Below are 14,337 nucleotides of genomic sequence, written 5' to 3'. Positions count from 1 at the left end.
AGAAAACCTACTGTACCGAAACCCCATTTCTGGTATGGCCTCAGTGTGCGAGCTGTTTACAGTTTCCAGTGCTGTTGCTGACAGAATGTTTGTGAACGTATTCCTGAAAAGGGTATGAGAACGTTTGTTTGTGTTAAAAGTATAAAGCCGGTGTTTGTTGCACCGGCTTTATACTTTTTATAGGTATGTGTTTCTGCGCCTGCAGCCGTGTATACTTAAAGCCTGACGATCTTAAATTCTCCACTGTTGGTTCGTTCCTGCCATTTCAGGATATAAATGCCTGCGGCCAGATCACGCAGCGAAACCTCTATCGGCACGTTTACATCGGATAATGGGATGCTCAGGTCCCTTACTTGCTTGCCGGCAGCATTATAGATCTGCACGTTTAAGGTAGTGCTGGCCTGCACCAGGTAAAGCAGATTCAGGCTGTAAACATCTGGCGGAACCGGGTTAGGGTATACTTGCAGCTTACGCAGCGAGCGCGGGTCTAAAACGCGTATGCGAGCCGAGAAGCTGTTGCTGTTGTCTTTGTAAACAACTTTTAACCTGTAATAACTGATGTCTGGTAGCGGCGCGGTGTCTGTGAAAGTATAACTGCCGGCACCTTTAGGGTTCACACTGGCAAGGTCACTAAAGTCGGAGCCGTTTTGACTGCGCTGTATCACGTAGGTTTTAACGTTCTGTTCCTGTTGCGTGGTCCAGTTGAGCACTACCTGCGCCCCCTGGAAGGCCCCTTCAAAGGTTATCACCTCAGGCGAGATATTACAATCCCCCTGGGTTTCGGGTATCATGGCTGAGACGGGGACATTACAGGTAATTGGTATGACACTTCGCGCCATTACCCTGGAGCCACCTCTGATGTCGGCATCGCTGAGGTCGCGTACAAGGGCCCTTACTTCTACGGCATAGTGCATTACCGCGCGGGGTAGTATAACGTGGCCTAACTGATGGGCATGGCCGAGCTCGTGCAGGATAACCGTTTCGTAGTCGAACTGGTTGCCGGAGGGGCCACCGGGGCCAAACTGCCAGTTTATATTGCTGTTGATGGACATGTCGAACTCGCTTAGCCAGAACAAGGTGTCTGTGCCGCACTTATAGCCTTCCCAGTAACTTAAGGTGCTGGCCAGCACCCCTTCCTGGCCAAAGCTGGAGCCAGGGGCAAATCGGATCACGGTTACATCGTCGTCGTTGGCGGCATCAATATTTGTTGGCGCGCCAATGTTCCAGTTTACGTTAGTGGCACACACCCAGCTATTAAGGGCACGCTGGAAGCCTTCCTGGGCAGCTGACATTTTCTGGATACTAGGGGCATAACGCACCGTGTAGCCACCCCTGTTATTCTGGTTCTGTAGCAGTGGCTCGAAAGATTTGATGTTGGGTTGGCTGAGCGCCACATTCAGTACGGCAAACTCAATCGTGATCTGGGTTGCACTAACAATGGCGCTGCCGTCTGAGGCAGTTACGCGAATTTCGCCGGAGCCTGCAGTACCGCCGTTAACACCGCGCGAAGGGATGCGCACCCTTATCTGTGTATTAGACCAGGATACGTAGTCTTTCAGGCGAGGCTCCATAAAGGTTTTTCCCCCGTCATCAGCATTCCGGAACTCTACCTTGCCGGAGCCGCGTGTGTTGCCAAAGTTGGTGCCGTTAATTGTAAGTATGGTGCCTGTACCGGCTGTGGCCACCGTAGGCGAGAAGCTGGTGATAACAGGCACAAGCAAGCTGTTCTGCGTTTGCGTCTGGGGCTCGTTTAGTTTTGCATCAAGTGCTCTTAACAGCTCTGCGTTCTCTTGTACTACTCTGTAACTGCGGCCTGTTTTGGTAGCAACTGTGTTGTACAGCTGCGGAACAGAGCTGTAGGTGTTGAATACATCTGCTGCATTGGCTTGCTGCAGGTTATATTTCACAAAGCCCTGCTGGCCTGCATACGTCCTGGTACGCAGTTTGGAGTTCAGTGGGGTGCTGTTCACCTCTTTTTCATCCATCAGGAAAAACATGCCTTGCTGGCCCTGGTACAACTCAAGCGCCGTAGACGAAACATGCTTCTTTAAGCCTACGCTACCGCCGAGTGTGAGTACTTCCAGCTGTTGCTCCTGCACGGTGCCCTTAAACACTTTGTAAACCCTGATGAGGCTCGAAGTATAAATATTGGTCTGCTTCTCGTTCCAGAAAGACTTTTGGGAAATTACCTCGCCTTCCACAATAATTTCGGACTTGCTGATGCGTTCTTCCAGCGAGATCGGGATCATGTGCTTCCCGTTATCGGCGAATAGGGCAGTTGTTAAAAACAGGCTCAGGAAAGTAAGGAGCAGGCGCAGCGTTGTTGGTGCCTGCGCAACAGGTGCTGCAAATAGTTTTATCATACTAGCAGATGCGGTTATAAGTAGAGCAAAAGTGTTGTGGTAACTACAGAAGCCACAATGTGTTATACTTACGCAAATTAGTATAAAAATGGATATATACTTAAAAATTTAATCCATTTGCGGCAAAGGCTAAAAATACAGCGGCCTGCCAGGCGTGGGGCATGGCAGGCCGCTGCAGTAGTAGTGGCAGATCAGTTAATCCTTCTGGTTGTATCGGAAATGGCCTTGACCGGTGATGTTTACGTTCATCAGCTTTTTATACTTTTCGTACATCTCCTGGCTTTGTTTCTTGCCATTCACGTAAAAGCTGTCTTTCGTTATCTCCAGGTTTATCTTTTCGTTCTCCTGCTGTATCAGGCCGTCTTTTACCATTTCCTGTTTTAGTTCTTTCATGCGTGCCTGGTGCTGGCGGGCCCTTTCCTCATGCACGCGGGCCATTTCTTCGTGGCGCTCAGCCATCTCCCGGGCACGCAAGGCATGGCGCTCGGTCTGTTCCTGATGACGCTGCATCTGCTGCTGGTGGCGCTGCCTGTTTATCTCCCCGCCCTCATGCTTTAAGTGTATCTCCTCTTCGTATCTTCTGATCTGGTCTTTGTACCTGGCCATATCCTTTTTGTAGCTTTCCATGGCATCTTTATAGCGTTTCTGCGCTTCCTTGTCATCAGTTGGCGGAGCTACGGGAGGCATAGGAGGTAATGGGGCTAAGGGGGCCATCGGTGCTAAAGGTGCCATTGGGGCCATGGTCGGCATGGGCGGCATCGGGGCAACCATACTGCTGTCGCCGGAGCCAAAGAACCTGTAAGAAAACTCTACGTTTTGTTGTCTTGGGCTGCGTTTTGCCCTGGCCACCGCGTTGCGTTCTTCGTGCAACAAGGCTTGCACTTCAGCGTCGGAGGCTTTTGGCGCTTTTTCAATGGCCTGCAGGCGTTGCTCTATCAGTTCAGTATACTTTGGTATGTCTTTTTTCGGGATACGCTTGCCATCAACATAAAGCTCAGTTACTTTTCCTTTTTTGTTTTTGATGATCACGACATCTCTTGTCTTCCCATCGCCATCCTGTATACTGTAAGTATAAGCGCTGTTCCCCTCGTCATCCAGTACATGCAGTTCAGAATTCACTTTGTCTTCAGTTATGCTCACAGAGGCCAGCTCAATTTTCTCATCTACCTCACCTTTATTCAGTTGTTTCAGGCTGGCCATGGCGCCATATGAGAAAACGGTAAGCCCTGCAACCAGCACCAAAGCTGCTACAAAGCCCTCTGTAAAGGTAGGCCTGATCGGTTGCTGGCTAACCAGTCTTTTGATGCGGCTCAGAAGTGTATTGCGTTTGCCTGAGAAAGCCATAGCCAGCGCCGGACCTGCCGGCATGCGCATGGCTTCCAGCTCAGCCAGGGCACGGGCATAGGTAAGGTTGTTACCGCACACTGCCACGGCTATATCATCACAACAGTTTTCACGCTCGGCACGCACCACTCCCGAGATCCACCACATGGCCGGGTGGTAAAAGAAAATAATATCTACCACAGATTGGATAATGTTGAACAGGTAATCGCGGCGAAGTATGTGTGCCAGCTCGTGGGCAAGTATGGCCTCTACCTGTGCTTGCGAAAGCCCTGTAACAGCACCTACTGGCAAAAGGATCACTGGCTTGGCGTAACCAATGGCCATAGGTACCTTTACTAAACCAGATTCAACCAGCCGCACTGCTTTCGACATGCCCAGTTCCTGCTGCAAGGAGGCAAGCGTTTGCTGCCATTTCTGGGCTAGCGGGGTAGTTTTGTAGTGGCGCAGGCGCTGAGTATAGGCAAGGCCTCCAAAAAAGCGAAGCGCCATCAGTACCAAACCCATCAGCCAGAACATAACCAACAAAGGCAGGTGCTTCTCAAAGTATACTTTGGATGCCGCCAGCGGGTCTTGCCAGAAAGTTGGTGCTGCTTGTGCAGCCGTTATAGGGGTTGTGGATGTTAAAGTTATACTTGCATCAAACGTATCCTGGGCAGGCAGGAAATAATAATGGTCAAAAGTGATGGCCGACACCAGCACCTGAAACAGCAGCGCCCCTGCCGCTATGGTATAGCGTGTTTTAGAAGAGTGCCTGTGTAGCGCCAGCATCAGCAGGCTAAGTATTAGAGCCAGCAGTGCGCCTTGCCACAGCGAGTGCAGCAGCGTCCAGCCCAGGGCCTGCACCACTGCCTCAGAGAATAAATTCAGGATCTGGTTCATTTGTTACCTCCTTCCAGTTTATCTATTAAGTTTCTGATCTCATCCAGTTCGGCCTTGGACGTGTTGCTGTTGCCAAGGGCTTGCATTACGAGTTTGCTGGCAGAGCCCCTGAAAGCTGCATCCAGGAACCTGCCAAGCAGTTGCTGCTGCGTTTTTTCTTCTTCGAGGGCGGCGCTGTAAACATGGGAGCGGTTCGATTTGTCCACGTGCAGCATGTCCTTGTCAGTCATGATCTGCATCAGCTTGAGGGTAGTGGTATAGCCAACCTCTTTGTTTTTGCTCAGCTCTTCGTGCACAAAGCGCACGGTATTGGGGCCGTGTTGCCAGAGTACCTGTAGTATCTCCAGTTCAGATTCGGTGGGTTTCGGTGTTTTTTCCAAAGTCATAAGTAATAGATAGTTATAGTTAGTGCCTGATTGCATTACAAGTATATACGAAACATTTCGTAAAAGGAAATTTTATTTACGATTTTTTTCGTACTTAGGTGTAGAAGTTTAGTTATTGGTGGCTAGCTATTGGTTATTGGTGTATGAAGAGATGAGAAATTTATGGCTAGCAGGCTGCCAAGCAGCAAGTCTTGTCTGCTTGTTTTTTGTTATTTAGAAGATTGCTGATGAACGCAACACTTCGCATTACTATACACTTAGGAGAGCAGGGTTATTTTGAGATTGGAAGCAAATGCCATCTTTTATGGCGCAAGTCTTTAGCGCAGCGGTGACTTGTGACTTGCTATGATGGAAGTCTTCAGACTTCCGTGAGCCATACTTTATCTTCTTCTGATTTATACTTCCGCAAGTCTGAAGACTTGCCTTCATTCATCAGCACAAGTGACACTTCGTTTAACACTTGCGCCAGAGAAATAAAAAGAAACGATCAACGAATAACGAACAACGAACAACTAATGCATAAGCGCGGACTTGATCATGATAAACTCGTTGATGTTATCGGTGTTGATAACACCTGCCAGGCGGCCGTTTTCCAGCACAGGTATAAGCGGGGCTCGGGTTTTCTGCAGTTCGGTATAAGCTTCCGACAGCTTGTCCTGCACATTAAAGGTCTTGAACTCCTGCGACATGATCTCCGACACAGGTTTATTTAGCTGCTCCTCTTTAATGGCCTGTATCAGTTGTATGCGGGTAAGTGTACCAATTACCTCTCCGTCCTGCTCCACTATAAACTCATGCTCCGAGCCCATTAGTAGCTTGTTCAGGGCGTCTTTCACGGTTTCGGTAGGGGCCAGGGTTACAAAATTCGTCATCATGCCTTCTTTTACTACATGTCCGCGCAAGAAATCGAGGTGCTGCACCAGTATGTTCTCGGCGTAGGCCCCAAAAAACACAAAGGCACCGATCAGTATAAGAAACGGGTTGTAAAAAAAGCCGAGGAAAACAAAGCCGATTGCCAGCAACTGGCCCAGGTTAGCCGCGATCTGGGTGGCTCTTACCCTGCCCAGTTTAAAGGCAAGCAAAGCCCTGAGCACCCTGCCCCCATCCATCGGGAAAGCAGGAATGGCATTGAACAGTACCAGGATCACGTTAACGAACAGCAACAGGTAGAAAAAATTGGCGGGGGTGATGCGTGCAAAAAACTCCTCGGTTGGGATGTTCTGGAGTGAAGGCAGTACCAGCCAAAGTATAAATGCGATAACCACGTTCACGGCGGGGCCTGCAATGGCAATCAGAAGCTCCTGTTTCGGTTTTTCGGGCATTCGCTCCAGGCTTGCCACACCGCCAATGGGCAGCAGGGTTATCATCTTTGTTTTAATGCCATAGTGCTTGGCTGTAAGGGCGTGCCCCAGTTCGTGCAGCACCACACACAGAAAAACAGTAAGAACAAACGCTATGGAAAGCAGCGTGGTGTTTACGTCGCTGCCGCGCTGCGCTTCAGAAAACACGATCCAGGCAATCAGAAAAATAAAGGTCCAGTGTACCTGTATCTTTATACCACTGATGCTACCAAGTTTTAAGGACCATTTCATGAGTATGCTGTTTGTATAAGGTAAACGAAGTACAGTCGGTATTGTTTGTGCGCTGCATCTGCACCGCTTTTAACGGAGGCAGTTTGTTCAGGCCATTTCTTCTTTCTTTTCCGGTAGTTTGTGTAGCCGGAACCAGCGGTAACCATATGGTTCCAGCTTTACCATGCCTTTTTTGGGAGGCTCGTAGTCAGTGCTGCTAAAGATCTCATCCAGGTACATGTCCTTCTTCTGCAAGTCTTTTAACTGTACCTGGCAGTTTTCCGCGCTAAGGTTGTGTACAACGATGGTGGTGTACTCCAGTTCACAGCAATGGGCAAACAGGCGGCTGTCCCCGGTCTCCAGGATGTCGTAGTGGCCGTTACCGAGTTCGGGGCACTGCCTGCGCACTCTTATGGCGCGTTCCATCCAGTTTAGCAACGAGTTGGTTTCACGCTGCTGCACCACTACGTTTACTTTTTTATAACTGTAAGCTCCTTTATCTATTACAGGCCTGATTGGCTGTACGTCCGTAGCTTTTGTAAAGCCTGCGTTAGGCTCGCTGCTCCACTGCATGGGGGTACGCACGCTGTTGCGCTCCGGCAGGCTCAGGTCATCCCCCATCCCTATCTCGGCGCCATACTGTATCATGGGGGTGCCCGGCAAACTAAAGAGCAGGCTGTAAGCCAGTTCTATTTTTTTTCTGTTGCCCTTAAGTATAGGAGCCAGCCTACGTCGTATTCCCCGGCCATACACGCGCATGTCTTCTTTCGGGGCAAACTGTTTAAAGGCGATCTCCTGTTCATCCTGCTCCAGGTCTTCCAGGTTCAGTTCGTCGTGGTGCCGCAGAAAGTTGAGCCATTGCTCCCTGTAATCACTATGGGGCAGCATTTTCAACCCTTTTGCGATAGAACTTCCTTTCTCCCTTGCCAGTGCCAGAAAGATGTGCTGGTTCAGGAGGAAGTTAAACATCATGTGCATGCGGTTCTTGCCTTTAAAGAACTGCCCAACTGTTTGCGGCGAACCCGAAGCCTCTGCCAGAAGTATAGCGTCCCGGCTGTGCATGGAAATATAGTTGCGCATGTCCTCGATCAGGCTGTAATGCTCATCCACGTCGTACTCCTGGTCGCTCTGTACCAGAATGTGGGCTGCGTCTATCCGGAATCCTGAAACGCCCAGCGTCAGCCAGAAGCCCATGATGTGGTGGATCTCTTTGCGAACCTCCGGATTGTTGAAGTTAAGGTCTGGCTGGTGCGAGTAAAACCGGTGCAGGTAATAGGCTTGGGCCTCCTCGTCGTAGCTCCATATACTTTTCTGCGGGCCTGAAAAGGAGGGTTCGTAGGCCGGCTCTTCCGGCTTTTCGGTGCGCCAGGTATAATAGTCTCTATACTTTGAGTTCTTGTCGCGGCGTGCTTTCTGGAACCAGGGGTGCTGGTCCGAAGTATGGTTTATCACCAGATCCACGATCACCCGCATGCCGCGCTCACTTGCCTCTTTCACAAAGCTGGCGAAGTCACCGAGAGTGCCTAGGCGGCTGTCAATGTTATAGTAGTCCATCACATCGTAGCCATTGTCGCGGTTAGGGGTGGGATAAAAAGGCAGTAGCCAGATGCATGTAATGCCAAGTGTAGCCAGGTAGTCCAGACGGCCGATCAGTCCCTGAAAATCACCGATGCCGTCGCCGTTGGAGTCCTGAAAAGTGTCTACGTCCAGGGCGTAGACAACGGCGCGTTTATACCAGAGGTCTCTTTCTTTCATAGAGCTTTTGTTTAGCACCTGCCAAAACCTTTTGCGAACAGCTGTGGCTTCAGGCAAGTATATTCTGAGGAGGCGGCAGCATGCCTTCGCTTTTTTTAAGTATTGTTCATACTTACTGCTAACTTGCTTATGTACTACGGCTATACTTTAAAGTATGGTTTTGGGGTACAGATAAAGTCGTATTTGGGATAAAGTATAGCGGAATGGAATTACAACACAGAGGGTTTGAGCAGAAGCTCGAGTTTCAGGCCTCGCGGAGCGGCGGCGCAGGTGGGCAGAACGTGAATAAGGTGGCAACCAAGGTAGAGCTCAGGTTTCATGTGCAGAACTCGGCCCTGCTAACCGATGAGGAGAAAACACTGGTACAGGACAAGCTTGGGAACCGCATCAACAACGAAGGCTATCTACTGTTGACCTGCCAGACGGAACGCAGCCAGCTGCAGAACAAGGAGACGTGTGTAAAACGATTTTACGAGCTGCTAAGGCAGGCGCTTACCAGGCAGAAGAAACGCAAAGCAACAAAGCCTACCAAAGCATCGGTGAGGAAGCGGCTGGAGTTTAAAAAGAAACAGGCAAAGAAAAAAGCTGACCGGGGCTATCGGGGTGACTATTGATAGGTGCGCTTATACTTTGGCTGGTGTTTTGTAAAGAAGCTGTTTGGAATTTTATTAAAAAGCATTGGCTATTATACTTGCTGGTGATAACACACACCAAGGGTGGTATGGATTCTGGTAAACACTAAGCAGGCTCAAAGTATAAAACTAACTGGTACACTACATTTAGCCCAGTTTTTTTAAGTATGGCGCTGGTGTGGCCTTAGGGTGTTTCCGGCACAGTCCATCTGTTGGTATTATAGCTCCCAGCTTCTGCGGAAGTATAAAATGAGCTCATTTTCCAGGCTGAGGTATATCACAAGTCCGTAGTTTCCCGTTGGGTGTGTAAGCTGTCGGGCTAAGCCTTTTAAGTAGGAATTTTCAAAAGCTTTTTTAGCACTGTTTAGCTGCTGGAATACAGTATCTTTGGGTTGGATTTTGCGCATCGAGTGTTGGTAATGCAAGCAAATTTTATAGTACCTCTGCGAAAAGGTGCGGTATTTGCAGCTTATACTTTGTTTCACCCTTTTTTCTATGATAAAGAAATTACTCTTCGTTTTTTGCCTTGCCTGTGGAGTTAGCGTGGCAGGGCATGCACAGAAATACCGGACTGCTCTTGGGCCAAGATTTGAGAGCGATAAGTTTGGCATATCGCTTCAGCAGAAACTGCATGAGAAAGGAACCATTGAAGGCATTGTGGCAGTGGGTTCTAACGAGTACAGCGGCACCGCCCTTTACGAGTGGCACTTTCCGTTGCTGGGCAAAAGGTTTAATTATTATGTGGGTGCCGGGGCACACGTTGGCAACCTGAAAGATAGCGGTGTGTTTACCGGTGCCGATGCCATACTTGGAATAGAGTATAAAGTGAACGGGCTGCCTATACTTTTGTCCGCAGACCTGAAGCCGGCATTGCATATCAACCACACCGATTGGGTCGATCTGTCGTCGGGCGTCTCGGTGAGGTACGTGCTGATTAAAGAGAAAAAAGAAAAGAAAGGCTGGTGGCCTTTTGGTGAGAAGGAAGACGATACTAAGAAAAAACGCACCAAAAACCCCAAGGAAGAGGAGAAAAGCATCTTTGATATTTTCAGGAATAAGAACTGATTGCGCAGGCAGCAGTAGTCCTACATGTACCAAAAGCAGAAAGCCCGGTGGGGGCCGGGCTTTCAAGGAACAGAACTTTATTTAGCGACAACTTTAATTGTCTAACTTATTTCTGTTTAAGTTTGTCTGTCTACTTAGACGTGCAGCTGGGGGACTGCAACAATATTAACTAACCTTTGTAAAGCAGCGCTAAATAAATAAAAGCTAGTTGTTAGGTAATGTTTGTTCTGTTCCTGTATCGTTAGTTAAGCAATTTCTGTTAAAACCCCATGCATCGCAGACAAAGCCCATGCGGCTACTATCACTCAATGCCAGCCATCCTAAAATTACCCTTGGCAACCAAAGTAAAGTAGTACCTGCTTGCCACGAAAAGGATAACTGTTCTGGTTTCGTTACAAATGTAATACCTCAGAGTGTACAATAAAAGTCCCTTTTAGGTGCTTTTGTAACATCCGGTTTTATAGGTTTTAGACCTGGTTTTAACCGCTAAACGTGCATAAGAGGCTTTTAAGGCACTTTATGCGCTGCGTTTTGATGTGGATTTGTAACATTGCATCCGTTGTTATGGCGGCGTGGTTCCAAATTTTTTTTTGCCACTGGTGTACAGGTGCTGTATGCTATACATGCTGGGCACCAGCGGCAGGTTCGAAATTCAACGAAATAGTACGCCCCTGATCTTTTTGTGCATATGGTGTTGTTCTGGCATCAAGGGCGTCTTTCGCTGCAAAACAAAATGCACCTATAATAAAGCAAAGCAGCAATATGATTTTCATAGTTTCTGTTGGCTTTTGGCTAAAAAGCGAGCCTGTTATACTTGATGCGTTTATTAGCTGCGGTCAGCAACAATTTCTACTACAGGCAACAGGTTAGGGTAAGTTTTGTACTCGTTAACTTCGGCTCTTGTTTTAAGATCCTTAATGTCGTCGGCTTGCTTTTTAACGCTAACACCGAAACCGAATACGAAGGCGAAAAGAAGAATGATAATTTTCATAGTAGTAAGATTTAATGGTTTGATAATTAATGTCTTTTGAATTAATAGATAGCAGCTTGAAGGTAAAGGTTGCTTCGGTGTGCTATTTTATTTACTAATTCTGATTTGAAGATTACATTTAGCGTGCCAATTGTGGTAAAGTTCTGATTTACAGTTTGTTGTAATAATGTAACGATACCCGTGAAAGTATGGTTGTGTCCGGCATCGGACAGAATTTGTTCGGTATCGAACATTTTATGTTATGAGGTAGAAATATATTTATATAACTATCTAATTTATTGTAACTTATGTTTTGGTGTGGGTGTAGCACGAAGCATGAAAGTCCTATTTCCAAAATTTGATAAAATTGGCGTTCCGCTGCTTGGCGCTACCGTAATAACGCTTTTTGTATGGCAGTTAAGGCGTCCGTTAAGGCGACGCGTGCGAGTTCTGGAAGAGCGTTTTATGGAGAATGGGAGTGTGGCCCTGACAGCGTTGCCTGCCCTGCGTTTTGCCTTGCTGCCTGCCATGTATGCAGCAGCCCGCTTTGCTAACCGGAAACGGTTCGGTGTGCTACAGTGGTTTAAAGTGCCGGGTATGCTTAAGTATGCGCTGGGCTTTGCCTTGCTTGATTACTCTAACTACCTGTGGCATGTTATACTGCACAAAGTGCCTTTGCTGTGGCGCTTCCATAATGTGCACCACACCGATATGGACCTTGACCTGAGTACGGCGTGGCGATTCCATGCGGGTGAGAACATCGCTTCCGTTCCTTACAGAAGTATGGCAGTTGCCATTATAGGGGTGCCTGCTCCGCTTGTGCTACTCTATGAAGTTGTGTTTGAAGGCTGTACTGCCTTTCATCATAGTAACCTGCGTTTACCTTTCGCATTTGAGAAAAGGCTGTGTCGCTTTGTCGTTACACCGCGTATGCATGGCATCCACCACTCTGTTGTTAAAAGCGAAACAGATAGTAACTACGCTGTTATACTTTCCTGCTGGGACAGGCTGCATCGTACCCTTCGCTTAAATGCACGTCAGGAAGACCTTGTGATAGGGGTGCCTTCTTATCGTGATCCAGCGGAGCAGACACCCATGGGCTTACTATTAATGCCTTTCAGGAAACAAAGGTCGTGGCAATTGCCCAACGGCCAGATACCAGGCAGGGAAGAGAGCAGGGAAAGGACAGAGTTATTGCCTTGATCTTATATATTTCTATACTTTAAAAACACAGGCCGTACTTTAGGTGTTCTTTTGTCAACCTGCTGTTATAAATTAAAGTATAACAGACCAATTTTATAGTAAACCAGCACATGGAAGAAGTCAAAGGAAAACTTATTGCCCTTGGAGGTGGAGACGACGACGGTTTGATCAAACTGATTCATTCCAAGATCTGCAGCCGTACCTCTAAAATAGAAGTGATCGCGACAGCAGCCACTGAAGTGGCAGAAGCAGGGCAGGCTTATAAAGAGGCGTTTGAGGAGTTGGGTTGCCATAACGTTCGGTTCATGCGCATCGATGAGAAGCACGAAGCCGATACGGATAAAAACCTGAAACGTATCCGGCAGGCTGATGTGATCTTTTTTACCGGTGGCGACCAGGTGCGGCTGGCAAGCTTTATAAATGGCTCTGAGCTCCTGGATGTGCTACACAGAAGATACCGTGAAGAAGAGATCATAGTGGCCGGCACCAGTGCCGGCGCCGCCATAATGTCTGATAAGATGATCTATGACGGGTATGGGCACTACTCCCTGATAAAAGGAGAAATGAAAACAACCACAGGTTGCTCCTTTATAAAGAAAGTATACATTGATACGCACTTTGCGGAGCGTGGCCGCTTTGGCCGCCTTGCCCATGCCGTTGCCCACGACCCTGATTATATAGGAATTGGATTGAGCGAAGAGACCGGTATCATCATCAAAAAAGGGAACCAGGTGGAAGTATTCGGCCCGGGCGTGGTTACCATTATCGATGCCAGCCAGGTTCAGTTCTCCAATGTGCATGAAGCAGAAGAGAATGAGCCGATCGCAGTTCAGAATCTTAAGATGCACCTGCTAGTTAACGGTTACCGTTATTGCCTGAAAGAGCACCTCTTCCAGCCTGTTCCGAAGCCGGCCACGTTAGGTGTGCTAGATGCGGCCTCCGAACTACACAGGATTATTGGCAGTTCAGCGGCCGGGGCTATTTAGCGTCTGCTATTTCCTTTCCTCATGCTGCAGCTCCATGTTTATGGCGATGGCGGCCTTTGCGCCTTCTGCGGCCGCCACAATTACCATTTGCACGTCGCGGGCAGCGTCGCCGGCCACGTAAAGCCCCGGAATATTGGATTTTTGCAGCCGGTGTGTCTTTATTACGCCATCCGTGGTAAACTCACAGCCCAGGTGCTTGCCTAGTTCAGACTTCTGTTCAGTTCCCGTTGAAAAGAACATGACCTCCTGCGGGTGTTTCTTGCCGTCGGCAGTCACGATAAACTCCAGTTGGCCGTTTTTTCCTTCCAATCGCTCAATTTTGCTGGTAACGTGCGCCACTTTGTTTTTCTTCAGCAGTTCCAGGTCCTCGGTTCTCAGTTCGTTGGTACCGTCGGTGTAAAGGGTTACGCGCTCGCTCCAGTTTTTCATGCCAAGCGCCTGCCCTATGCCATCCAGGCCTTTGCCGTACACGGCTATGGCCTTGTCGCGGCTTTCCCAACCATCGCAGTATGGGCAATGGTGTATGCTTATCCCATAGTATTCTTCTACATCGTCAATTTCCGGAAGTATATCTTTCAGGCCTGTTGCCAGCAGTAATTTTTTTGAGTGGTATACTTTGCCATTGCTATCAGTAAGAATATACTCTCCTTTACTGTAGGTGGCCGCCTCAACTTCCAGGTCTATCATCTCAACATTATACTTGACCAGCTCTCCTCTCCCTTTCTTAATAAAGTCCCTGGGGTTTATGCCATCGCTGCCTAAGAAGCCGTTCATGTTCTGGGCCCAGCGGTTCCGGGGTTCCCCGCTGTCAAACACTGCCACCTTTCTCCTGGACCTCCCCAGGATCATCGCAGCGCTTAATCCGGCAGGGCCACCTCCTATTATCAATACATCATACATGGTGTTTCTCTTTTAAGGATATGATAACGTAGCTTAACAGGAATAGGATAGCCGCACAGCATAAAAAAATTGCACAGCTTTGCATAGAAGTATGCCGGCTATTATTGCACAGGTCTTGTCCCATACTTTCTGCACACATGCGTAGATTTGATAGCAGTACCTGCCAAATCGGGGTTTACAAAGGGTTTTTCTGTTTTTCGACCCATTTTGAAAAATATTTGAAAAAAGAACACACGATCGTTATGTTGCAGACAAATAATTAATATATTTGTTTTAGACGTAC

Annotated in this window: 12 protein-coding genes; 4 read left to right on the top strand and 8 right to left on the bottom strand. The window is 48.2% G+C overall.

The features are described from left to right. Positions 1-215 precede the first annotated feature (215 nt). From AC4BAP_RS00545 to AC4BAP_RS00525, 5 genes are all read right to left on the bottom strand, one after another. A complete protein-coding gene (locus AC4BAP_RS00545) occupies positions 216-2,363 on the bottom strand; it encodes an IPT/TIG domain-containing protein (RefSeq protein ID WP_490580657.1) in 2,148 nt (715 codons plus the stop codon). 195 nt (positions 2,364-2,558) lie between these two features. Further along, entirely contained in the window at positions 2,559-4,586 is a 2,028-nt protein-coding gene (locus tag AC4BAP_RS00540) for a M56 family metallopeptidase (protein ID WP_490580656.1), read from the bottom strand. Beyond that, positions 4,583-4,972 carry a BlaI/MecI/CopY family transcriptional regulator gene (locus AC4BAP_RS00535; protein ID WP_490580655.1) on the bottom strand — a complete coding sequence of 130 codons (390 nt, stop codon included), beginning with the start codon at positions 4,970-4,972 and terminating at the stop codon, positions 4,583-4,585. Before AC4BAP_RS00535 ends, AC4BAP_RS00540 begins: the two co-directional genes overlap by 4 nt. Before the next feature lie 512 nt (positions 4,973-5,484). Continuing rightward, positions 5,485-6,564, bottom strand: coding sequence for a site-2 protease family protein (locus AC4BAP_RS00530; protein ID WP_490580654.1), 1,080 nt, complete (start codon positions 6,562-6,564; stop codon positions 5,485-5,487). Between the two features lie 87 nt (positions 6,565-6,651). Next, on the bottom strand, positions 6,652-8,298 hold the full coding sequence (locus AC4BAP_RS00525; protein ID WP_490580653.1) for an alpha-amylase family protein: 1,647 nt from the start codon (positions 8,296-8,298) through the stop codon (positions 6,652-6,654). 203 nt (positions 8,299-8,501) lie between these two features. On the opposite strand from AC4BAP_RS00525, the gene arfB reads away from it, so the two are divergent. Both arfB and AC4BAP_RS00515 read left to right on the top strand, forming a co-directional pair. Beyond that, on the top strand, positions 8,502-8,912 hold the full coding sequence (arfB, locus tag AC4BAP_RS00520) for an alternative ribosome rescue aminoacyl-tRNA hydrolase ArfB (protein WP_490580652.1): 411 nt from the start codon (positions 8,502-8,504) through the stop codon (positions 8,910-8,912). Positions 8,913-9,425: 513 nt separating this feature from the next. After that, the gene (locus tag AC4BAP_RS00515) at positions 9,426-9,995 is read left to right on the top strand and encodes a hypothetical protein (protein ID WP_490580651.1); all 570 of its coding nucleotides are present in this window, start codon (positions 9,426-9,428) and stop codon (positions 9,993-9,995) included. A gap of 617 nt (positions 9,996-10,612) precedes the next feature. Here the strand turns inward: AC4BAP_RS00515 and AC4BAP_RS00510 are convergent. Together AC4BAP_RS00510 and AC4BAP_RS00505 are read right to left on the bottom strand one after the other, a co-directional pair. After that, entirely contained in the window at positions 10,613-10,768 is a 156-nt protein-coding gene (locus AC4BAP_RS00510; protein ID WP_490580650.1) for a hypothetical protein, read from the bottom strand. Positions 10,769-10,821: 53 nt separating this feature from the next. Continuing rightward, positions 10,822-10,986 carry a hypothetical protein gene (locus tag AC4BAP_RS00505; RefSeq protein ID WP_490580649.1) on the bottom strand — a complete coding sequence of 55 codons (165 nt, stop codon included), beginning with the start codon at positions 10,984-10,986 and terminating at the stop codon, positions 10,822-10,824. 315 nt (positions 10,987-11,301) lie between these two features. Here AC4BAP_RS00505 and AC4BAP_RS00500 point away from each other — a divergent pair, with 315 nt between their 5' ends. Further along, on the top strand, positions 11,302-12,168 hold the full coding sequence (locus AC4BAP_RS00500) for a sterol desaturase family protein (protein ID WP_490580648.1): 867 nt from the start codon (positions 11,302-11,304) through the stop codon (positions 12,166-12,168). Positions 12,169-12,278: 110 nt separating this feature from the next. Beyond that, positions 12,279-13,154 (top strand): cyanophycinase, encoded by an 876-nt coding sequence (locus AC4BAP_RS00495; protein ID WP_490580647.1) that lies wholly within the window; start codon positions 12,279-12,281, stop codon positions 13,152-13,154. Between the two features lie 6 nt (positions 13,155-13,160). Here the strand turns inward: AC4BAP_RS00495 and AC4BAP_RS00490 are convergent, their stop codons facing one another. Next, positions 13,161-14,054 (bottom strand): NAD(P)/FAD-dependent oxidoreductase, encoded by an 894-nt coding sequence (locus AC4BAP_RS00490; RefSeq protein WP_490580646.1) that lies wholly within the window; start codon positions 14,052-14,054, stop codon positions 13,161-13,163. Positions 14,055-14,337 lie beyond the last annotated feature (283 nt).

It is taken from the genome of Pontibacter sp. GD7 (assembly GCF_058216375.1).
Note: the sequence above shows the minus strand (reverse complement) of the source record. Positions and strands in the feature narration are given on the sequence as shown.